Here is an 18,735-nt window from a genome sequence, read left to right on the forward strand (position 1 = left end):
CAACCGGGAGTTGGTGTCATGCGCATGTTCATCCTGGTCTGTCTGGCCCTGTTGTGCCTGGCCGGCGGAGTGCTGGCGCAGGCCGCGCCCGATGCCTTCGTGGCCAAGCGCCATGAACTCGCCCACCGTCAGCGCCGCATCATCCTCAACGACGACGGCAATGTGGTCATCTACTACCCCAAGAGCCTGCCGCTGACGGCCGAGAACGTGCTGGTCCAGCGCACCTCGCCGCTGCTGGGGTCGCAGGTGGACAGCCTGTTCTACTGCCCGATCAGCTCGGGCTTCAGCTACTTCACCCACAACACGAAGGTGGGGGCGGTGCTGGAGCACCCGATCGCTGACAAGAGCGGCGACTATGTACCGAGCACCCGCAACATCACCCGCGATCTCATCAACCAGGGCACCGATGCGCTCAAGATGATCGTGGACTTCGCGCGGGCGAACCGCATCGAGGTCTTCTTCTCGATGCGCATGAACGACACGCACGATGCCGCGCACTCACCCGACAACCCGTACCCGCTGTTCCCGCCGCTCAAGGAGCAACACCCCGACTGGCTCATCGGCTCTCGGGACAAGCGATCGCCCTATGCCCCGTGGAGTTCGGTGGACTATACCCGCCCCGAGATCCGCGACCTGGCCTTCAGGTTCTGCCAGGAGGTCTGCCAGAACTACGACGTGGACGGGGTGGAGCTGGACTTCTTCCGCCACATGGCCTACTTCAAGTCGGTCGGCTGGGGCGGTACGGCCAGTCAGGCCGAGCTGGACATGATGACCGACCTGGTGCGCCGCCTCCGCGCCATGGCTGACGAAGAGGGCCGCAAGCGCGGGCGGCCGATCCTCATTGCCATGCGTGTGCCGGACTCGGTCGAGTACAGCAAGGGCGTGGGGCTGGACCTCGAGCGCTGGCTGTCGGAGGGGCTGGTGGACCTGCTGGTGGGGAGCGGCTACTTCCAGCTCAACCCCTGGGAGACGCTGGTGGCGCTGGGACACAAGTACAACGTGCCGGTCTACCCGTCGCTGGATGAGAGCCGGGTGCGCAGTGATGGGCCGCCGTACAAGCGCAACGCGTCCGAGGCCTACCGGGCCCGGGCGGCGCGCGTGTGGCAGAGCGGCGCGGACGGCGTCTACCTGTTCAACTTCTTCAGCCCCAAGGCGCCGATGCTGCGGGAGATTGGCGATCCGGCGACCCTGGCCGGTCTGGACAAGACGTACTTCGTGACGGTGCGCAACTACTCGCCGGACATGTACCTCAAGGGCGGCACGGCCTGCCGGACGCTGCCGCTGCTGTCGCCCGACAACCCCATGGCGCTGGCGCCGGGCAAGCCCCTGACGGTGCCGATCTACCTGGGCGAGCAGCCGGCCAGGGCGGGGGCGGCCCAGCCGCAGGTGAAGCTGTGCCTGCTGGCCTCGGGCCCGCAGGCGCCGCAGGCGGCACTCAACGGGACGGCGCTGCCGGCGGGGCAGGCCGCGGGCAAGTGGTGGGAGTACGCCGTCCCACCGCAGGCGGTCAAGCCAGGGGAGAACCGGGTGGCGGTCAGCCTGGCCCCGCAGGCTGCCGGGACCGACCAGCCGTGGGAAGTGAGCTGGACGGGCGACAAGAAGCCGGCCCAACCCTGGAGCAGCGACCGCCCCAGCGCAGACGTCACCGCCGAGATCAAGGACGGCGCCCTGCTCATCGCCGACCGGGGCATCGCGGGCGGCAACTACCTGTACTACTACTACTCGTGGAATGCCAGCCCGGAGCGCGAGGCGATGGCGGAGGTCGAGGTGAAGGCCATCTCGGGCCTGAGCAACATCATCGTCTCCAACGGCGTGGCCTGCGACCGCGTGGGGATCTTTCCCGACCACATCGCGATGTACTCCACCCACGCCCGCTACGACATGAACACGACCGACGACTTCCACACCTATCGCCTGGAGCTGAAGGGCCAGGACCTGAAGGTGCTTGTGGACGGCAAGGTGGCGCTGGACTCGACAGGCAAGTTCACCGACCCCTCGCCCGCGGGGCGCAACGCGCTGCAGATCGGCGCAGCCACGAGCAGCGAGCTCGGCGAGGCCCTGTGGCGGGCCGTACGTCTGCGGACCGGGGCCATGACCCTCTTCGATCTGGTGATGAGGTTCGACTATCCGTGAGCAATTGCTTGGAGGCGCAAGGTGGGCAAGTTCATGAAGGACCTGCTGGAGGCCCCATGGTACGAGGCTGACCCGGCCCTGTGGGTGCAGCGACGGGAGAAGATCCAGGAGGCGTTTGTGGGGCTGCTGGGCGACAGCGATGTGGTTCCACCCGCCGACCCTGGTCTGCAGTGGCACGAGGAGACGCGGGAGGATGGCTTGACCATCCGCAAGCTCAGCTTCCTGTCCGAGCCGGAGGACCGCATCTACGCCTACCTGGTCGTTCCAGACGGCCTGACTGGGCCGGCGCCCGCGGTCGTGTGCATCCACGGCACGACCGCCGACGCCAAGGAGGCGTGCTTGGGGCGTGGGGAGAAGCCCGGCGGCTCCAACGGCACCGCCATAGACCTGGCCCGCCGGGGTTTTGTCACCCTCTCCCCCGACCACTTCTGCGCGGGCGAGCGACTCAAGCCGGGCGAGGCGCCCTATGATCCCCGCCCCTTCTACGCGCGCCACCCGCAGTGGAGTGAGATGGGCAAGGACATCTACGACCACCAGCTCTGCCTGGATGTGCTGCAGGGACTTCCCGAGGTGGATGGCAGCCGGCTCGGGTGCATCGGGCACTCCCTCGGCGGCTATGGGTCGGTCTTCCTCGCGGCGATGGATGAACGCATCCGGGCGGGGGTGTCCAGTTGCGGCATTACCCTGTGGGCCGCCGACCCGCTGAAGTTCAACTGGTCGCGCTTCCACGCCGGGGAGTATGTCCACTTCCCGAAGCTGCGCGACTTCTGGCGCAAGGGCCTGCCCGCGCCGGTGGACTTCCACGAGATCATGGCCCTCATCGCCCCGCGCGCGTTCCTGAACGTCAGCGCGGTCGGCAATGATAGCTGCTTCCCGATCTTTGAGCCGTTCGCGGAACTGTACTGCCAGGTGGAGAGCGTCTACAAGATGCTGGGCGCGGAGGGCAAGTTCGCCTGCCACTTCCACTCGTCGGGGCACTCGTTCAACGCCTCGCCGCGTGGGCTGGCGTATGCGTGGCTGGAGGAACAGCTCGGTGCCGATGGCTGATGGCGCCACACGGCAGGGGCACATGGAGCAGGGCCGGCCGATGGGCGGAGGAAGGCCGTGGGGGCCATGGCGGAATGAGGGAGAGCACATGGTTACACCTATGGGTGGGGTTACACTCCGCGGCGGGTCAGTGATGACCATCACGATGGTCGAGCCGCCGCAGGAGGATGTGGCGCAGCGGCTTCTGCACTTCCTGGAGCACAAGGACAACGACAGCTACCGCGGCATCCGGCAACGGCTGGAGGGCATGTACGCGTCGCACTGCCTGGACCGCTACTTCATCGGCGAGGTGGAGGGGCGGATCGTGGGGCACGTCTGGTACGGTCTGCCACGCGGCGGCGCGGGCGAGCCCACGTGGGGCGTCGGTAACTTCGGGCATGTCTATACCGAGCCCGAGTGGCGCGGCCAGGGCATCGCCTCCGAGATCGTGCGCGTGCTGGTAGACCACTTCAACGCCGAGCCGCAGGGCAAGTGCTTGCTGTGCTCCGCCAGCGCCCAGTCCGGCCGCATCTACCGCAAGTACGGCTTCGAGTTCATCCCCCCGACCGCGGAGTCCGGCGCGATGGGGCTGGTCAAGGGCGAGACCTTCGCCGAGTTGGAGCAGCGCTACTTCGCGCCGGACCGGCCGGTGCACGTGCGCGAGGGACACGTCGGCCACCGGCACGATGTGGACCGGATGATGGACTTCTCCCCGGCCTGGATCGAGGCCCGCCGGCACTGGCACCCCGCGTTCCTCAGCAGCAGCGTGCCCACGTACATGGCCGCGCTGCACAAGGTCGAGGACGGGCGCGGGCTGCTGACCGTGCTGCAGACCGAGGATGGCAGCGTGCTGGGCTATGCGACCGTGCTCAACCTCGGGTCGCCCTACGAGGCAAACCTGCGAACGCTGGACTTCGCCGTCCACCCGCACTACCTGGACCAGGCCGGGACGCTGCTGACCGAGACGCTCACCATGGCGCAGCAGGAGGGCCTCCCCCGCCCCCACGCCTTCGTCGCCGCCTGCGACGAGAGCAAGCTCGCGGCGCTGCGGGAGGCGGGCTTCAGCGTCAGCCACACCTTCACCGGAGCCTTCGTCCTCGGCGGCACGGCGCATGATCTGCTGATGCTGCAGAGCTGACCAAGGGGTGAGTGATGGCTCGCTTTGCCCGTGTCTCTGTTGTCGCCTACCCGGCCTGCGCCGGTGGGCCAGACTGGATCGAGCGCACGCGCGAGTCGGTCATCGCCCACCTGCGCGAGGCGGGGCGGGCCAGGCCCGACCTCGTCGTGTTCCCCGAGGGCCTCAACTGCCGTGGCCACACGCGCGAGCTGTGGTGGGAGGTGGCCGAGCCCATCCCGGGCCCGACGTTCGCGGCTGTCGCTGAGGTGGCGGCGGAACTGGGGTGTTTCGTCGTGCTGCCACTGATCGAGCACGCGGGGACGCATTTGCTCAACACGGCGGCCTTCATCGGGCGCGACGGCGGCCTGGTCGGCAAGTACCACAAGATCATGCCGACGATGATGGAACTGGAGTTCGGCGTGCGCCCGGGCACCGAGGCGCCGGCCTTCACGCTGGACTTCGGCCGCGTTGGCGCCGCCATCTGCTTCGACATCCACTACGACCATGTCGGACGCATGCTGGCCGACAGCGGGTGCGAACTGGTGTGCTTCGTGGCGCAGACGCGCGGCGGCGACCGCCTGCTGCACTGGGTGCGTGACTACGGGTATTACATCGCGACGAGCTACCCGGAGATGTCGTACCTCGTGGACATGGCCGGGCGCTTCCTGGGCCAGACGGGGTGGGAGATGGACCAGGTGCGGGCCGGCCTCGTCCCGCCCATCTGCTCGGCGGTCATCAACATGGACCGTATGCTCTTCCACCTGGCTGGCAACCAGGACAAGTTCCCCGAGATACTCAAGAAGTACGGCCCCGGTGTGGAGATCGAGATCCACTACCCCGAGGCCCACTGCACGATCGCTTCGCTCATGGATGACGTGACGGTGGAGGACCTCGTGGCGGAGTTCGAGTTGGAACCGTGGGTGGACTACCTCAACCGCTGCCGGCGGGTGCGGGAGGAGCATCTGCCGTGAGGGTGCCTGGCGCTCGATCCGCTACAGCAGCCCGTTGCGCTTCAGGATCGCCTCGATTGCCGCGTCCTGCTCGGGCGTCGTGGGCGTGAACGGGTGCGAGGTGTAGGGCTCGCACAGGCCCAGCAGCGACATCGCCTTCTTCAGCCCCGACAGCGCGCTGCCAGGCTTGGTGAAGAAGACCGTGGTGACATCGGACACCACGGGCTGCAGCTTGCGCACGGCCGGGACATCGCCTCGCGCCGCCGCCTCATACAGCTCCACGCACAGCTTCGGGCACAGGTTGCAGATGCCCAGCAGGCCGCCGTCGCCGCCCATCAGCACACTGGCCCCGACGAAGAACTCCGAGCCGTTGAGCACCGTGAAGTCCGTATCCTTCATGCGGTGGATCAGGTCGAAGTGCAGGATCGGGTCCACGGCGCTGTCCTTGACGCCGTGGATGTTCGGGTGGTGGGACAGCTCCTGCAGCGTGTCGGCCGAGAGCGGCACCTGGGTGCGCTGGGGCACGTTGTAGATGTACAGCGGGATCGGGCAGGCGTCCGCCAGGCCGGTGAAGAAGCGGACGGCTTCCGCGCCCGCGTGGACGTAGTAGTACGGGAGCGTGGCCACGGCGGCTTCGGCGCCCAGGTCGGCGGCGATCTTCGCCCGGTCTATGGCGCGGGCGGTGCCGACATCGGCCACGTGCGCCAGGATCGGCACGCGATGGTTGACCTCGTCTATGACCCATTCGTGCAGTTGGCGCCAGTCCTCATCCCGCAGGATCGGCCCCTCGCCGGTCGAGCCGCCCACGAAGAAGCCGCTCACCCCGCCCTCAAGCTGGTACTGCACCAGCTTGCGGATACCGGCCTCGTCGGGCCGCCCGTCCTCCAGCAGCGGTGTCGCCAGCGCCGGCACGATGCCCTTCAACTTCTCAGCCATGGGTCTCTCTCCTCACGTCCTGCCATCTTCTGAGTGCTCTGCGACAGGAGTTTCGCCGCGGGCGGGCGAACCCCTCTTCCACAGGAGGAGAACCCCATGCGCGTGTACATTCTGACCGACCTCGAAGGCGTCTCGGGCCTGACGATGTGGAGCCAGTGCGGCCCCGACGGCGGCGACGCCTACCAGATGGCACGGCGGCTGCTGATGGGCGATGTCAACGCGGCCGTGGACGGCTGCTACGACGGCGGCGCCACGGAAGTCGTGGTGCTCGACGGTCACGGCTGGCCCTGCAACATGCACCCGGAGCTGATGCACCCGGGGGCCGAGTACCTCTGCGGCCGTGGCTTCCCCCGAGGCTGGGACATGGACCGCAGCTTCGACCTGGGGATGCAGGTCGGCGCCCATTCCATGAACCGCACGAAGGACGGCGTGCTGTGCCACACCCAGAACCACGCGACCGACGCCCGCTACTGGTACAACGGGCGGGAGATGGGCGAGTTGGGCCAGGGCGCCATCGAGATGGCCCACTTCGGCTTCCCCTGCGTGTTCGTCAGCGGCGATGTGGCGGCATGTCGGGAGGCGAAGGAGTTCTTCGGCGAGCACTGCGTCACGGTCGCCGTCAAGCAGGGCCTGGGGCGGCAGTGCGCGCGGCTCATGGCGCCGGCGAAGACGCGCGAGCTGATCCGCGCGGGCGCCTGCGAAGCGATGAAGCGCGGCCAGCAGGTGCCGCTCTTCACCATTGAGTTCCCCGCGCGGGCGCGGCTGGAGGCGCTCGAGGAGCGCGCGCCGGACGAATGGACCTGGGAGCAGATCGAGGCCGCCCCGCACCGCGTGCATGAGGGCGTGTGCGAGACGGCGCTGGATATCTACGGCTTCTGAACCACGGGAACGGTGAGGCGGGAACCCGGGGGGACGTGAGGGTAGCATGGGTTCGGCCTGGCGCTACCGACTGCAGGGCGCAGTGGCGATGCTGGTGGTGCTGCTCGTGGCCACCATCGTCTACTACTGGGTCGGCTCCGGCTGGTTCACCTACCTGGGCTGGAAGCCGCGGGTGGTGGATGTCACCGCGCCGGCCCAGTACCCACTGGCCACGCCCCGGAACGACATCCCCGGCCTGAGCAACTTCGCCCGCGTGTCGCGCAACCTCTACCGCGGTGCTGATGCCGACGCCGCCGGCTACCGCATGCTCAAGCTGATGGGGGTGCGCACAATCGTGGACCTGCAGGAGTTCCACAGCGACCGGCAGGCCCTGCAAGGCCTCGGCCTGCGCTACGTGCACATTCCCATGAACCCCTCCGAGCTGGACGATGACGAGGTCGCGGCCTTTCTGCAGGTCGTGCGCGACCCGGACTGCCAGCCGGTGTTCGTCCACTGCAAGGCCGGGTCGGACCGCACGGGAACGGTGGTGGCGATCTACCGGGTGATGGAACAGCACTGGCCCCCCGAGCAGGCTGCGCTGGAGTTGCCGCGCTTCGGCTTCCACGAGATCTTCGTCCCCCTGCAGGAGTACCTCAAGGAGCTTGATCGCGGCAAGCTGAACAGCCTTGCCGCCACCCAGCCCCCGCCGCAAGTCGTCATCATCCCCTGAGAGCGCCGCCGCGCTGCCGAGCGCCGTCGTGCCCCCACACGATTGACAGGCGGACCCCTGTGGCACTACAATCAGGCTCTAATCTGAGTGCATAGCCGGAGATTGTCTCGATGCGTCAGTTTCGTCTTCCTGTTGCGCTGTCATTGCTACTTGGCTTCAGTGTCCTGCTCTTCGCCGGTTGCCCCCGCACCAACGCGCCCTCGTCCAGCGGACCGGCGGCCGCCACCGAACCTACCGCACCGAGCGGTGGCACGGTGTCGCTGACGCTGGCCGCCTACACCGTGCCCAAAGAGGCCTATCAGAAGGTCGTCATCCCCGCCTTCCAGGCGTACTGGAAGCAGAAGACGGGGCAGGAAGTGAAGTTCGTCGAGTCCTACGAGGCCAGCGGGGCGCAGAGCCGCGCCATCTGTGCGGGCCTGGAGGCCGATGTGGCCTGCCTGTCGCTGGCGGCCGATGTGGACCGCATCAAGGACAAGGGCCTCATCACCCACGACTGGACCGCCGCCGACCACGGGGGGATGATCACCCACTCCGTCGTGGCGCTGGGGGTGCGGGTGGGCAATCCGAAGCACATCACCGGCGACTGGGAGAGCCTCGCCCGGCCCGGCGTCGAGGTGCTGTGCCCCAACCCGGAGACCTCGGGCGGGGCCCAGTGGGATGTCAACGCGATCTACGGTGGGGCCCTGAAGCGCAGCGAGAAGCAGGGCAAGAGGGACGAGACATACGCGGCCGACCTGCTCCGGCGCATCCGCCAGAACATCAAGGTCATGGATAAGAGCGGTCGCGCCTCGATGACCACCTTTGAGACCGGCGTGGGCGATGTCGTCATCACCTACGAGAACGAGCTGAAGCTGCGCAACCTGCAGGCCCACAAGTACGACGTGATCCTGCCGGACGCCACGTTGCTCATCGAGAACCCCGCCGCGCTGGTGGACGTCAACGCCGACAAGCACGGCGTGCGCCAGGTCGCCGAGGCGTTCGTCAGGTTCCTGTGGACCGCCGCAGCCCAGCGCGGCTTCGCGCAGCATGGCTTCCGGTCCGTGGACCCGGCTGTCGCCAGGGAGTTCGCGGACCAGTACCCCGTGCCGCCGCAGCTCTTCACCATGGAGTACCTGGGCGGCTGGGATACCGTCAACAAGACCATCTACGGCCCCGACGGCCTGTGGGCCAGGATTGGTCGCGAGCAGTAGCGTCCGAGCCAAGAGAGCAGACGTGTCGTGACAGCCATTGCGCGAGACATCACGAACCGGGGGCGGAGCGGCAACGTGGCCGCCTACGGCCTCCGCGCCGTGGCCGTGGGCTACGTGGGCCTCCTGGTCGTGTTGCCGCTGCTGGCGGTTGTCGCGGCGGCGGGCCGCATGCCGCTGCCTCAGCTCTGGCGCCACCTGACGGAGCCGGAGGCGCTGCACGCCCTGGCGCTTACCGTGGCCGCCGCGCTGCTGGTGGCGGGGCTGAGCCTGGTCACCGGCACCGCCATCGCGTACGTGCTGGTGCGGTACCGCTTCCCCGGCAAGTCCCTGCTCAACTCGCTCATTGACCTCCCCTTCGCCATCCCCACAGTCGTGACGGGTCTGATGCTGGTCGTGCTGTACGGCCCGCAGAGCCTGCTCGGCGGCTTCCTGGGGGCGCACGGCGTCCAGATCATGTACGCCCGGCCGGGCATCGTGCTGGCCCTGCTGTTCGTGACCTTCCCCTTTGTCGTCCGTGCCGTGCAGCCGGTGTTGCAGGAGATGGACCTGGAGACCGAGGAGGCGGCTCAGACGCTGGGAGCCGGCGGGTGGCTCATCTTCCGGCGGATCACATTGCCGACCATCATGCCGGCGCTGGCCACGGGCGTGACGCTGACGTTTGCCCGCGCCCTGGGCGAGTTCGGCTCCATTGTCATCGTCTCGGGCAACATCCCGCTCAAGACGCAGGTGGCCTCGGTGTATGTGTACGGCCAGGTGGAGAGCTGGCAGCCGGAGGCGGCGACCGCCATGTCGCTGGTGCTGCTCCTGGCCTCGCTGGCGTTCCTCGTGGCGGCGGACTTGCTGCAGCGGCGGCGGGTGAGGCGCCATGAGCGCTGAAGCCATCACGGTGCTCCGGGGCGGCCCCGGCAGCGGCCGAGACCGGGCGCGCGGCCCCCTCATCGGGGGCACGTGGCTGTACTTCGCCCTCCTGATCTTGCTGCCCGTGGTCTGGATGCTCAAGGAGGCGGCAGCCCAGGGCCCCGCGCTCTTCCTGCGGCAACTGAGCCGCCCCGAGGCCCTGCACGCCTTCGGGCTCACGGCCCTGCTGACCATCGGGGCGGTGGTGCTGAACACCTGCTTCGGGGTGGTGGTGGCGGTCGTGCTGGTGCGCCAGCGGTTCCGGGGCCGCAGCCTGCTCAACGCCCTGGTGGACCTGCCCTTCGCCCTCTCGCCGGTCATCGCCGGGTACATGCTGATCCTGCTTTTCGGGCAGGGCGGCTGGCTGGCCCCGGGCGTCGAGCGTCTCGGCCTGAAGGTGGCCTTCGCGCTGCCGGGGATGCTCCTGGCGACAGTGTTCGTGACGCTGCCGTTCGTGATCCGCGAGGTGGGGCCGGTGCTGGCGGCGGTGGGGCGCGAGCAGGACGAGGCCGCCTACACGCTCGGCGCCGGGCGGCTGTACACCTTCTGGCGCATCACGCTGCCCTCGATCAAGTGGGGGTTGCTGTATGGCGTCACACTGACCATCGCCCGCGCCATCGGCGAGTTCGGCGCGGTGCTGGTCATCTCAGGCAACATCATCGGCCGGACGCAGACTGCCACGCTGCTCATCCACCAGGCCTGCGTGGACTTCGACCCGAACGCCGCCTTCGCCGCGGCCGCGGTGCTGGCGCTGGTCTCGTTCCTGGTGCTGATCGCGTCCGAGATCATCCGCACGCGCGCCGAGGTCGCCGGCGAGAGCGGCGCCTCCACATCAGTAGCGCGGGCGGCCTCGCCCGCGCGCCGGGGACGGGCAGGCGAGGCCGCCTGCCCTACTGGCGACACTCGGCCCGCTACGGGCCCTCATACCGATACCGGAAGCGGCCCTGACGAGGGGACGCCCTCTACCCACCATGACTGATGACCTCGAACTGCAGATCAGTGACCTGAGCTACCACTTCGGCGACCTGCCGGCAGTGGACCGCGTGAGCTTCGACGTCCGTCACGGCGAGCTGGTGACGCTGCTGGGCCCGAGCGGCAGCGGCAAGAGCACCATTCTCCGCCTGATCGCCGGGCTGCTGCGGCCCTCGACCGGCATGGTCCGCATCGGCGGCTCCGACGCGACTGACGTGCCGCCGCAGCGCCGCAACGTGGGCTTCGTCTTCCAGCAGTACGCGCTATTCCGGCACATGACGGTGTTCGAGAACGTGGCCTTCGGCCTGCGCGTGCGCAAGTGGAAGCGCGACCGGGTGGCGGCGCGCGTGGCCGAGCTGCTGCAGATGGTGCAACTACAAGGGAAGGAACGCCAGCGGCCGGACCAGCTCTCGGGCGGCGAGCGGCAGCGGGTGGCGCTGGCGCGGGCCCTGGCGCCCGAGCCGCGGGTGTTGCTGCTGGACGAGCCCTTCGGCGCCGTGGACGCCAAGGTGCGGGTCGAGCTGCGCGAATGGCTGCGCCACCTGCACGATGACTTCCACGTGACCTCGGTGTTCGTGACGCACGATCAGGACGAGGCGCTGGAGCTGTCGGACCGGCTGGTGGTGCTACATCGCGGCCGGGTGGAGCAGATCGGCAGCCCGGCGGAGGTCTACGAGCAGCCGGCCACACCCTTCGTGACCAGCTTCGTCGGGCCGATCAACCAGCTCCAGGGCCAAGCGGCGGCGGGCGTGGCCCACGTGGGCGCCCTGACCGCCCCCGCGCCCTGGGCGAGCGACGGCACGCAGCCGGCCGTGTACATGGTGCGGCCCACCGATGTCCTCATCGGGCCGGCGGGCAGCGGCGCCAGCGCGACCGTCCGCCGCTGCCTGCGCATCGGGAGCCTGACGCGGGTGGAAGTGGAACTGGCCGACGGGCAGACCCTCCACGCGCATCTGCGCAACGGCCAGGCCCGCCGGCTGGAGCCGGGGCAAGCAGTGGGGCTGTGCGCCGAGCGCGCCTGGGCGTATCCGGTCGAAGCGGGGCGATAGGCAGGTGTCGTTGGAGCGCGACTACCCCTGCCGCAGTTCGTCGTAGACCCCGAGGGTCTCGCGCACCACGGCGCTGATGCTGAAACGCTCTTGGGCGCGGCGCACCGCCAGCCGTCGCTCCGACTCGTCCCCCCGCCACTGCGCCTCCAGGCCGATGCCGTCCAGATCGAACCCCAGGTTGGACACCAACATCTCGCCGGTGCTGAAGCCACCGAACTCGGCGTACGCATCGTCGTCCGGCGGGGGGAGTATCTCCAGCCGCCGGGACAGCACCTGCGCCAAGGCCGTCGCGTCGTCGGCCGGAACGAAGGCCTCGGGGTCCACTCGCTCCAGCACCTCGGCCAGAGCCGGGGTGCGCACGGCCAGCACCGGCACCTCCATGGCCACGGCCTGCAGCGCGTAGCCGACGCTGCCGGACACCTCGCGGGGGATGATGAGGGTGTTGAGCGAGGCGATGATCTCGGGCACATCCGCCCGCGTCCCCCGGAAGACGACGGCCCCGCCGATGCCCATGTGGTGGGCCGCCAGCATCAGCTTCTCCTGGTCGGGCCCATCGCCGACGAAGAGGAACTCGACATTGGGGAAGTCGCGGGTGATGGCCACGGCGGCTTCCAGGACGGTCTCCAGCCCCAGGCCCGAGACCGCGGGACTGATGACGCCGACGGCTGCCGTCTCCGAGCGCAACCCCAGCGTCAGCCGCTTGCGCGCCAGGTCGAAGTCCGCCGTGACGGGCCGCACCTCGGCCGCCGGAGGCAGGAGCATCGCCCGCCCCGCCAGGCTGCGATGCACACGCGCCAGGGCCTCGTGGTCGCTGGCCGAGCTCACGATGAGGGCGCTGCAACGGCCCAGCAGCCGCCGCAGGCGCCAGCGTCCCCAGCCCTGCGGGTGGTACTGCGTAAGGTCGGAGAGGGTGACGACCAGCGGCGCGACGCCGCCGGCGGCGCGCAGGGCGGCCAGGCCGTAGGCGTGGACCACATCCGGCCGGAAGTCGCGCACCAGCCGCGCCACCTGCGTCCGCTCCGCCGCCACGGCGCTCTCGTCCGCATAGGGCTTGAGCGGCAGATTTACCCACCGGGCCTCGATGAAGTGGATCTGCTCCTGCTGGTGGCGCAGCAGCGGGCCGGCGATGACGGCGTGCCCGCCCTGTCGCAGGCATCGGCGCCCGACCGCCAGCGCCGCCGGGTACATCAGCGCCTCGTCGGGGCCGAGCAGTTGGAGCAGGCGGAGCGGTTCGGGCATTGTCTAGGCCAACATCCACGCGAGAAGTGTGGTTCCGGAGACGGCGCGCGGGCGAAGCCGCCCGCGCTACTGGTGCTGCAACGCACGAGCCTGGCCGCCCGCGCTACTGACATCGTGACGCACAGGATAGGCAACACGACGACCCCAGTAGGGCAGGCGGCCTCGCCTGCCCGACCCTAGCGCAGTTCCATCTCTGTATCGAAGTGCTTCAGCAGCAGTGTGTCCGCGTCCTGCGTCAGCGGGCCGAGCGTCGGCTCGCGCATGGTCTTCGAGATGCGCAGCTCGTCCACCACACCGTTGGCAGGGGTGTTCGGGCTGTCCGTGGGATTCATACCCAGGGCGATCGTCTCGCTCGGGCGGCGGGGCGCGTTGGCCGCGTCCTTCTTCTCCGCCACGAGCTTGCCGTCCACGTACAGTCGCAGCATGCCGGTCGCCTCGCCCGTCTTCTTCCAGGCAAAGCACAGATGATGCCACTCGCCCTGCTTCCACTGCACGCCCAGGGCGACACCATCGGACTTGTCCTTGTCGGCCCAGGCGGCCATGAGGCTCTTGCCGGCGTTCACCTCGCCCCCGTCGTACAGGTACAGCACGAAGCCGTAGTCGTACTCACTGTTGCGGCTGTCGAAGAGCTGGTGGTAGTGATACGGAACGGCGGTGGTGCGCCCGCTCGGGGCGTTCCAGCCCGGCTGGAACCACATCTCCACGGTGCCTTCGTCCATGTTGAGGTGGCCGGCGGCGGGGATGAGCAGCTTCGCCCCGTCGGCCAGGCGCACGCCCTGGCCGAGCTTGCCCGCGGCCAGTACCGGCGGCGGGCCGGCAGTGAGTGGGACCGACGCGCCATACCAATACCAGCACCCCGGCGCCTGAGCCTCGATCTTGTAGATGCCCTGCTCGCCCTCCGGCGGGATGGTCAGCCGGAAGACATCCAGGCTGCTGCGGGTGATCGGGGTCACCGTCTGCTTGCCCGAGGGCGAGGTGATTGTGATCTGCCCCTTGACCTCCTGCGAGCCCACGCGGTAGCCGCTCTGCTGGTAGACGACCAGCTTGACCGGCTCGTCGCGCTCGTCCACCCAGAAGGCCTTGCTCTGGCGGATGGTCGGCGGGGGATCGCTAAAGGCCTCGATCTGCGCTTGGTCCAGGGCGTAGAGGTACTCCGGTATGGAGAAGAAGGCCGTGGAGTGGTAGGCGAAGTGCAGGTAGAAGTCCAGCGTGTTCAGAGCCTTGTCCAGGTACTTGCGGTCGCCGGTGAGGTTGTAGGCATAGGCCAGGTCGGCGAAGTCGGTGTGGCAGCGGCTGTCCTTGTACTCGCGGATGTACTGGAAGACCGGGCCCATGCTGGTGTCGGCGGAGGGCACGTTGTCAATCCAGCGCGTGACCATGTCCAGGAACTTGGCTCGGACGCCCTCATCGCCGGTGAGCTGGTGAACGTGCTTGACGAACTGCAGGATCGTGTAGTACGGCGACATCAGCGTCTTGTCCTGGGCGGCGATGCGCTCGACCGTGGACTCCTTGTCGGCATAGAGCACCTCCAGGCCCTGGAGGAGACGGTCGAGGTACTCGCGCTTCCCCGTGGCCCTGTACAGCCACGCCAGGTCAATGTACTTCCAGTTGTCCCGGCCCCAGCCGGTCCCACCGTGCTTGAGTACCCACTGCCCGGCCAGTTCGGCCACCTCCAGCGAGCGCCGGTCGCCGGTGAGCAGGTAGTGGTCCACCAGACCGACGACCCAGCCGTGCCCCCCGACGTCACAGCTCCCCGAGTACTGCTTCATACGCTTCTCGGGGTAGCGGCTGTCGGACGGCACGGGCGTGAAGGCGGCGTTGGCGAAGTGCATGTATGAGTGACGGTGCACCCCGCCGATCTCGGGGGGCTGGGTGCCGGTCCAGTAGAAGATCGAGTCGCGCAGCTTGTCATCGGTCGCGCAGGCCTGCGCCAGCTTCTCGGGCATGTAGCCGGGCATGACCCACAGGCCCCAGTCCCACGGGCCGGGGATCTTCGCCTGCTGCACATCCACATCGCGGAAGTGATTGACGGCGCGGTCCAGGCCGTCCCACAGGTCGCGGTCGCCGGTGCGAATGAACTGCACGGCCATCCCGTGGTCGTAGGCCGTCTCCAGGTTCATATACGAGTTGCCGCCGCCGATGTCGCCCCAGTTGAGCATCCCGTAGGCGTTGGCGCCCTCGGCGCGTCCCAGGTAGCCGTTGCGGATCTCGCGCTCGACCTCACTCTCGTAGAGCGTGTAGCGCCCCTGTTGCCGGGGCAGGACATCACCCCAGACCTTCGAGGCGCAGTACACCTCGGGTGCGGGCAGATACAGGGGCGGACGCAGGAACGCCGCGCGCCGGGCCGCCGCAGCCGTCTCCGGGCTGTCGAAGCTCAGCAGCAACCGGTGCGTCTTGCCCATGCCGATGTGCATGTGCAGCGGCCGGGGCATCTGCGGCACGAGGAACAACCGGAGCGTGTCGCCCTGCACGGCGTAGGCCTTGGGGTGGAGCTGCCAGAAGTCGCGCAGGGCGACGGTGAGGGCCCAGCGATCGCCCGCGGGGCGGAGCGTCAGCCAGCCCGGCGCCCGCTCGCCCACTTGCTCGGCCTTGCCCGCACGGGTGAGCGTCGTCGCCCAGGCCTTGATCTCCTGCTCGCCGCTCCAGCGCCGCTTCTCGTCCTCCGACCACCACTGCTTGCGCTCGTCGAGAAGCTTGACGAACTCCTCGCGCTTGTTGTCGGTGCTGATGCCCTCCTTCTGGTCGGGCCCGACCTGCAGGAGCGAGCAATCGCCCTTCGCCTCGGCGGTCTTGCCGCCCTCGAGGCCGAAGGTGACGTCACCGTCTGTTGGCATCAGGGGCAACTCCACCGACACGAACGGCAGGTCGTGGAAGATCTCGTCGGTATCCTGGACGAAGGTGTGGTCCAGCTCGATGAACTGCTGTCCGACGTAGAACCGCAGGCGCACATCGAAGGCGACCGACTTGCTGCCATCGGGCTTGCGGTGGTGGCCCTGCAAGCGAATGACGGCACGAACCGGGCCACTCTCCTCGACGGTCACCTGCTCCAGGCCTCCCGCTGAGGAGAAGTCGCCGCAGCGCAGGGCCGCGGGCCGGGCGGGGCTGATGAGCATCTGGTCCGGTTGGAGGACGAGCAGTTGGAGGAAGCCACTGTCGCCCCCCACGACCGCCCGCAGGGGGCCGGTGTTCACTGTGGCCGTCTGGCCCTCCTGCTTGACGGTGACCTGCGCGGCCTGCGCAGGCTGCTTCGGCGGCTCGGCGAAGTGCAGCGCGTACCGCTCCTGCTGCGGGTCGGCCAGCCACGTACACAGGAGTGTCTGGACGCTGTTGCCGCGCGCCCACCAGCGGCTCGTGACGAGTGTCTGCAGGGGCACGGGTCGGCCTTTGGCATCGGCCAGCCAGACTTGCCTGTCGTCCTTGAGCGCGCCCATGGCGAAGGGCACGCCGACGGAGACGGGCGCCAGGCGGACACCCGACTGCCCGGGGGCGCTGCGGCGCAACTCGATCTGCCCGGCCAGGGCGGCGGTTGCCATGAGGATCAGTCCCAGCAGTAGCGTGGTTCGCATCGTCATGCCTCCGACACGGCGCGTGTCAGGTCGCCGCCATCCGCGGTGGGAGGAGGGAAGGGAGGCGCCCCGGGTCCACGGGCTCACGCCCGTGGCTACACACGACGGCCCCTTCGGGGCGAACGGCCCCGATTCCCGGTTCCCCACTCCCAACGACCCCCTCACGGCGCCTCGAGCAGCTCCACCTTCACGTCATCGAGGCGCAGCCGCAGCGCGATGGGGGTCGTGTTGTCACCTTTCTCGATGGCGATGTCGAGGGCGGCGGCGTTGGCCGGCAGCTCTGCTGTCGTCTCCAGGCGCTGCCAGGTGCCCAACTGCCGCAGATCGTACGGATTGGTGCTGTAGTTCGTGATCCACTTGCCGTCGGCGGCGTTGGTCGCGAGCTTCAGGTAAGGCGCCTTGCGCGGATTGTCAGTCGTCTCCACGAGCATCCATGCCGACAGACGATAGAGCCCGTACGGGACGGCGGCGGCCTGCAGGCGGGTCTGGGCGTAGTTCCAGACGCGCCCGGCAGTGCCTTCAGCCAGTAGGCACGAGGCGCCCGAGTGGGGGCCCTCGGTCGACAGCGACAGCTTTATGCCCTCCACCGGGTTCCAGCTCGTCGGCTCCTGCTCAAAGCCATTCTCATGGACCGTGGCGTTGGTCGCGGCCGAGGCCACGCCGGTCAGCTCCACCAGCCGGTAGGCGCCGCTGTCATCTCGCCCGGTCAGCGCCAGCCGGATCATCTGTTTCGCCTCTGGGTCCAGCATCGCGACGCGGAGGCGGTACTGGCCCGCCGGCAGCCCGGCCGGCAGGCGCAGCACCGTGCCCACCTGCTGCTCCTCGCCGGGCCACCACAGTGTCGTCGGGGTCGGCGGGTAGTCCAGTTGCTCGCAGGCTACCTTGCCGTCCGGGCCCACGAGCGACCACTGCACGGCGTAGCTGGCGTAGCACGGCGCCACACCGTCATTGCGCCAGGTGGCGAACAGCGGGAGGCGCGAGGGCTGGGTGGCGTACAGGCGCAACTGCGCGGGGTGCTTGAGGGAAACGAGCACGAAGCGGTAGCCGATGCGGCGGGCGGCGTCGCGCAGCAACTCCTGGGCCTCGGGCGGGGCCTTGCGGTAGCCCGCGCCGCCGAACAGGTTCGTGTTCAGGTAGCTGATCGGCGCCGACAGGCCCTTCTCGATGGTCGTCTTCACATCCCACTGCTTCTTGAGCATCTCGTCATAGCCGCTGTGGAACTCGAAGTTGCAGATGACGCCCCGGCGTGCGTAGGGATTGTAGAGCCACTCGCCGCAGTCGTAGCTGGCGCCGGCGGGGTTGAGACCGTCCTGGCGGAAGTTCACCCCGTGGATCGCGGCGTAGTCGTTGATGGTCAGGTGGTTCCGCCCGCCGACGTTGAGGAAGATGCGCGTGTGGGGGAAGGCCTGCACGTGCGCGTCAATGACGCGGCGGTAGGCGGCGACGTACCTCGCCTCGGTGTAGCCGGTCTCGGCCAGTTGCTGGGGCGTCCAGCGCATCAGGTGCATCTCGCCCCACTCGCCGATGGAGCCGATGTCCACGAACTCCAGGCCCGGTCGGCCGTCGAGGTACTCGCCGAGCTTGCGGATGAACTCGCACTGCACGTCCAGGTAGCGGTCATCCCAGAAGACCGGGTCGGTCTGCTCCTGGCCGTTGAGGGCGATGTGCTTGACCCCCGGCACGCCTTTGGCGAAGACCCACGGCGGCGTCACCTGCCCGCGCGAGTGCATGGACTGGCACATCACCCGGAAAGCGACGCGTTTGCCGCACTGCTTGACCCAGAAGTCGAACCGGGGGCCGAAGTAGTCGTCGAACTTGTAGACGCCCTCCTCCGGGTTGACCTCGGACCAGTCCAGCCGGTAGTAGGCGATGTCGCAAAGCTGCATGAACCACTCGTCGGGCTTGGCGTCGAGTGGGGGGTACTGCAGATACAGGCCCATGCCGGGATTGAAGATGACCTCGTCGGAGGCCGGAGGCTTGAGCTCAACCGGGCCCGGCGGGGTGTCCTGGGCCAGAGCGGCGACAGACGACACCAGGACTGCTACAACCAGGAGAGCAGGCATTCCTCATGT

14 protein-coding genes are annotated in these 18,735 nt (G+C 68.6%); 10 read left to right on the forward strand and 4 right to left on the reverse strand.

Features of this window, described 5'->3' with window-relative positions; genetic code table 11:
- The first annotated feature begins 18 nt into the window (after window positions 1-18).
- The 4 genes from LLH23_10875 (at window position 19) to LLH23_10890 (ending at window position 5,247) form a co-directional block, all read left to right on the forward strand.
- Window positions 19-2,133, forward strand: a complete 2,115-nt coding sequence (locus LLH23_10875; GenBank protein ID MCE5238983.1) for a family 10 glycosylhydrolase — start codon at window positions 19-21, stop codon at window positions 2,131-2,133.
- A 21-nt stretch (window positions 2,134-2,154) separates the two neighbouring features.
- Entirely contained in the window at window positions 2,155-3,180 is a 1,026-nt protein-coding gene (locus LLH23_10880) for a hypothetical protein (GenBank protein MCE5238984.1), read from the forward strand.
- A gap of 88 nt (window positions 3,181-3,268) precedes the next feature.
- Entirely contained in the window at window positions 3,269-4,297 is a 1,029-nt protein-coding gene (locus LLH23_10885; GenBank protein MCE5238985.1) for a GNAT family N-acetyltransferase, read from the forward strand.
- 14 nt (window positions 4,298-4,311) lie between these two features.
- Window positions 4,312-5,247, forward strand: a complete 936-nt coding sequence (locus tag LLH23_10890) for a carbon-nitrogen hydrolase family protein (GenBank protein MCE5238986.1) — start codon at window positions 4,312-4,314, stop codon at window positions 5,245-5,247.
- A 21-nt stretch (window positions 5,248-5,268) separates the two neighbouring features.
- Here the strand turns inward: LLH23_10890 and LLH23_10895 are convergent, their stop codons facing one another.
- The gene (locus LLH23_10895; GenBank protein MCE5238987.1) at window positions 5,269-6,162 is read right to left on the reverse strand and encodes a dihydrodipicolinate synthase family protein; all 894 of its coding nucleotides are present in this window, start codon (window positions 6,160-6,162) and stop codon (window positions 5,269-5,271) included.
- A 96-nt stretch (window positions 6,163-6,258) separates the two neighbouring features.
- Between LLH23_10895 and LLH23_10900 the strand changes: the two genes are divergently transcribed.
- The 6 genes from LLH23_10900 (at window position 6,259) to cysA (ending at window position 11,858) form a co-directional block, all read left to right on the forward strand.
- The gene (locus LLH23_10900; GenBank protein ID MCE5238988.1) at window positions 6,259-7,041 is read left to right on the forward strand and encodes a M55 family metallopeptidase; all 783 of its coding nucleotides are present in this window, start codon (window positions 6,259-6,261) and stop codon (window positions 7,039-7,041) included.
- A 46-nt stretch (window positions 7,042-7,087) separates the two neighbouring features.
- On the forward strand, window positions 7,088-7,750 hold the full coding sequence (locus LLH23_10905; GenBank protein ID MCE5238989.1) for a tyrosine-protein phosphatase: 663 nt from the start codon (window positions 7,088-7,090) through the stop codon (window positions 7,748-7,750).
- A 110-nt stretch (window positions 7,751-7,860) separates the two neighbouring features.
- Window positions 7,861-8,940: a sulfate ABC transporter substrate-binding protein gene (locus LLH23_10910; GenBank protein MCE5238990.1), complete on the forward strand. Its 1,080-nt coding sequence runs from the start codon at window positions 7,861-7,863 to the stop codon at window positions 8,938-8,940.
- A 27-nt stretch (window positions 8,941-8,967) separates the two neighbouring features.
- Window positions 8,968-9,816 (forward strand): sulfate ABC transporter permease subunit CysT, encoded by an 849-nt coding sequence (gene cysT, locus LLH23_10915; GenBank protein MCE5238991.1) that lies wholly within the window; start codon window positions 8,968-8,970, stop codon window positions 9,814-9,816.
- Window positions 9,806-10,816, forward strand: a complete 1,011-nt coding sequence (locus tag LLH23_10920) for a sulfate ABC transporter permease subunit (protein ID MCE5238992.1) — start codon at window positions 9,806-9,808, stop codon at window positions 10,814-10,816. The genes cysT and LLH23_10920 overlap by 11 nt, the downstream gene beginning before the upstream one ends.
- Window positions 10,809-11,858: a sulfate ABC transporter ATP-binding protein gene (cysA, locus tag LLH23_10925; protein ID MCE5238993.1), complete on the forward strand. Its 1,050-nt coding sequence runs from the start codon at window positions 10,809-10,811 to the stop codon at window positions 11,856-11,858. Before LLH23_10920 ends, cysA begins: the two co-directional genes overlap by 8 nt.
- Before the next feature lie 21 nt (window positions 11,859-11,879).
- Here the strand turns inward: cysA and LLH23_10930 are convergent, their stop codons facing one another.
- The 3 genes from LLH23_10930 to LLH23_10940 form a co-directional block, all read right to left on the reverse strand.
- Entirely contained in the window at window positions 11,880-13,097 is a 1,218-nt protein-coding gene (locus LLH23_10930) for a glycosyltransferase (GenBank protein MCE5238994.1), read from the reverse strand.
- A gap of 176 nt (window positions 13,098-13,273) precedes the next feature.
- Window positions 13,274-16,663, reverse strand: coding sequence for a LamG domain-containing protein (locus LLH23_10935; GenBank protein MCE5238995.1), 3,390 nt, complete (start codon window positions 16,661-16,663; stop codon window positions 13,274-13,276).
- A gap of 161 nt (window positions 16,664-16,824) precedes the next feature.
- Window positions 16,825-18,726: a DUF4832 domain-containing protein gene (locus LLH23_10940; GenBank protein MCE5238996.1), complete on the reverse strand. Its 1,902-nt coding sequence runs from the start codon at window positions 18,724-18,726 to the stop codon at window positions 16,825-16,827.
- Between the last annotated feature and the right edge of the window lie 9 nt (window positions 18,727-18,735).

It is taken from the genome of bacterium, assembly GCA_021372615.1.
GTDB lineage: Bacteria > Armatimonadota > Zipacnadia > Zipacnadales > UBA11051 > JAJFUB01.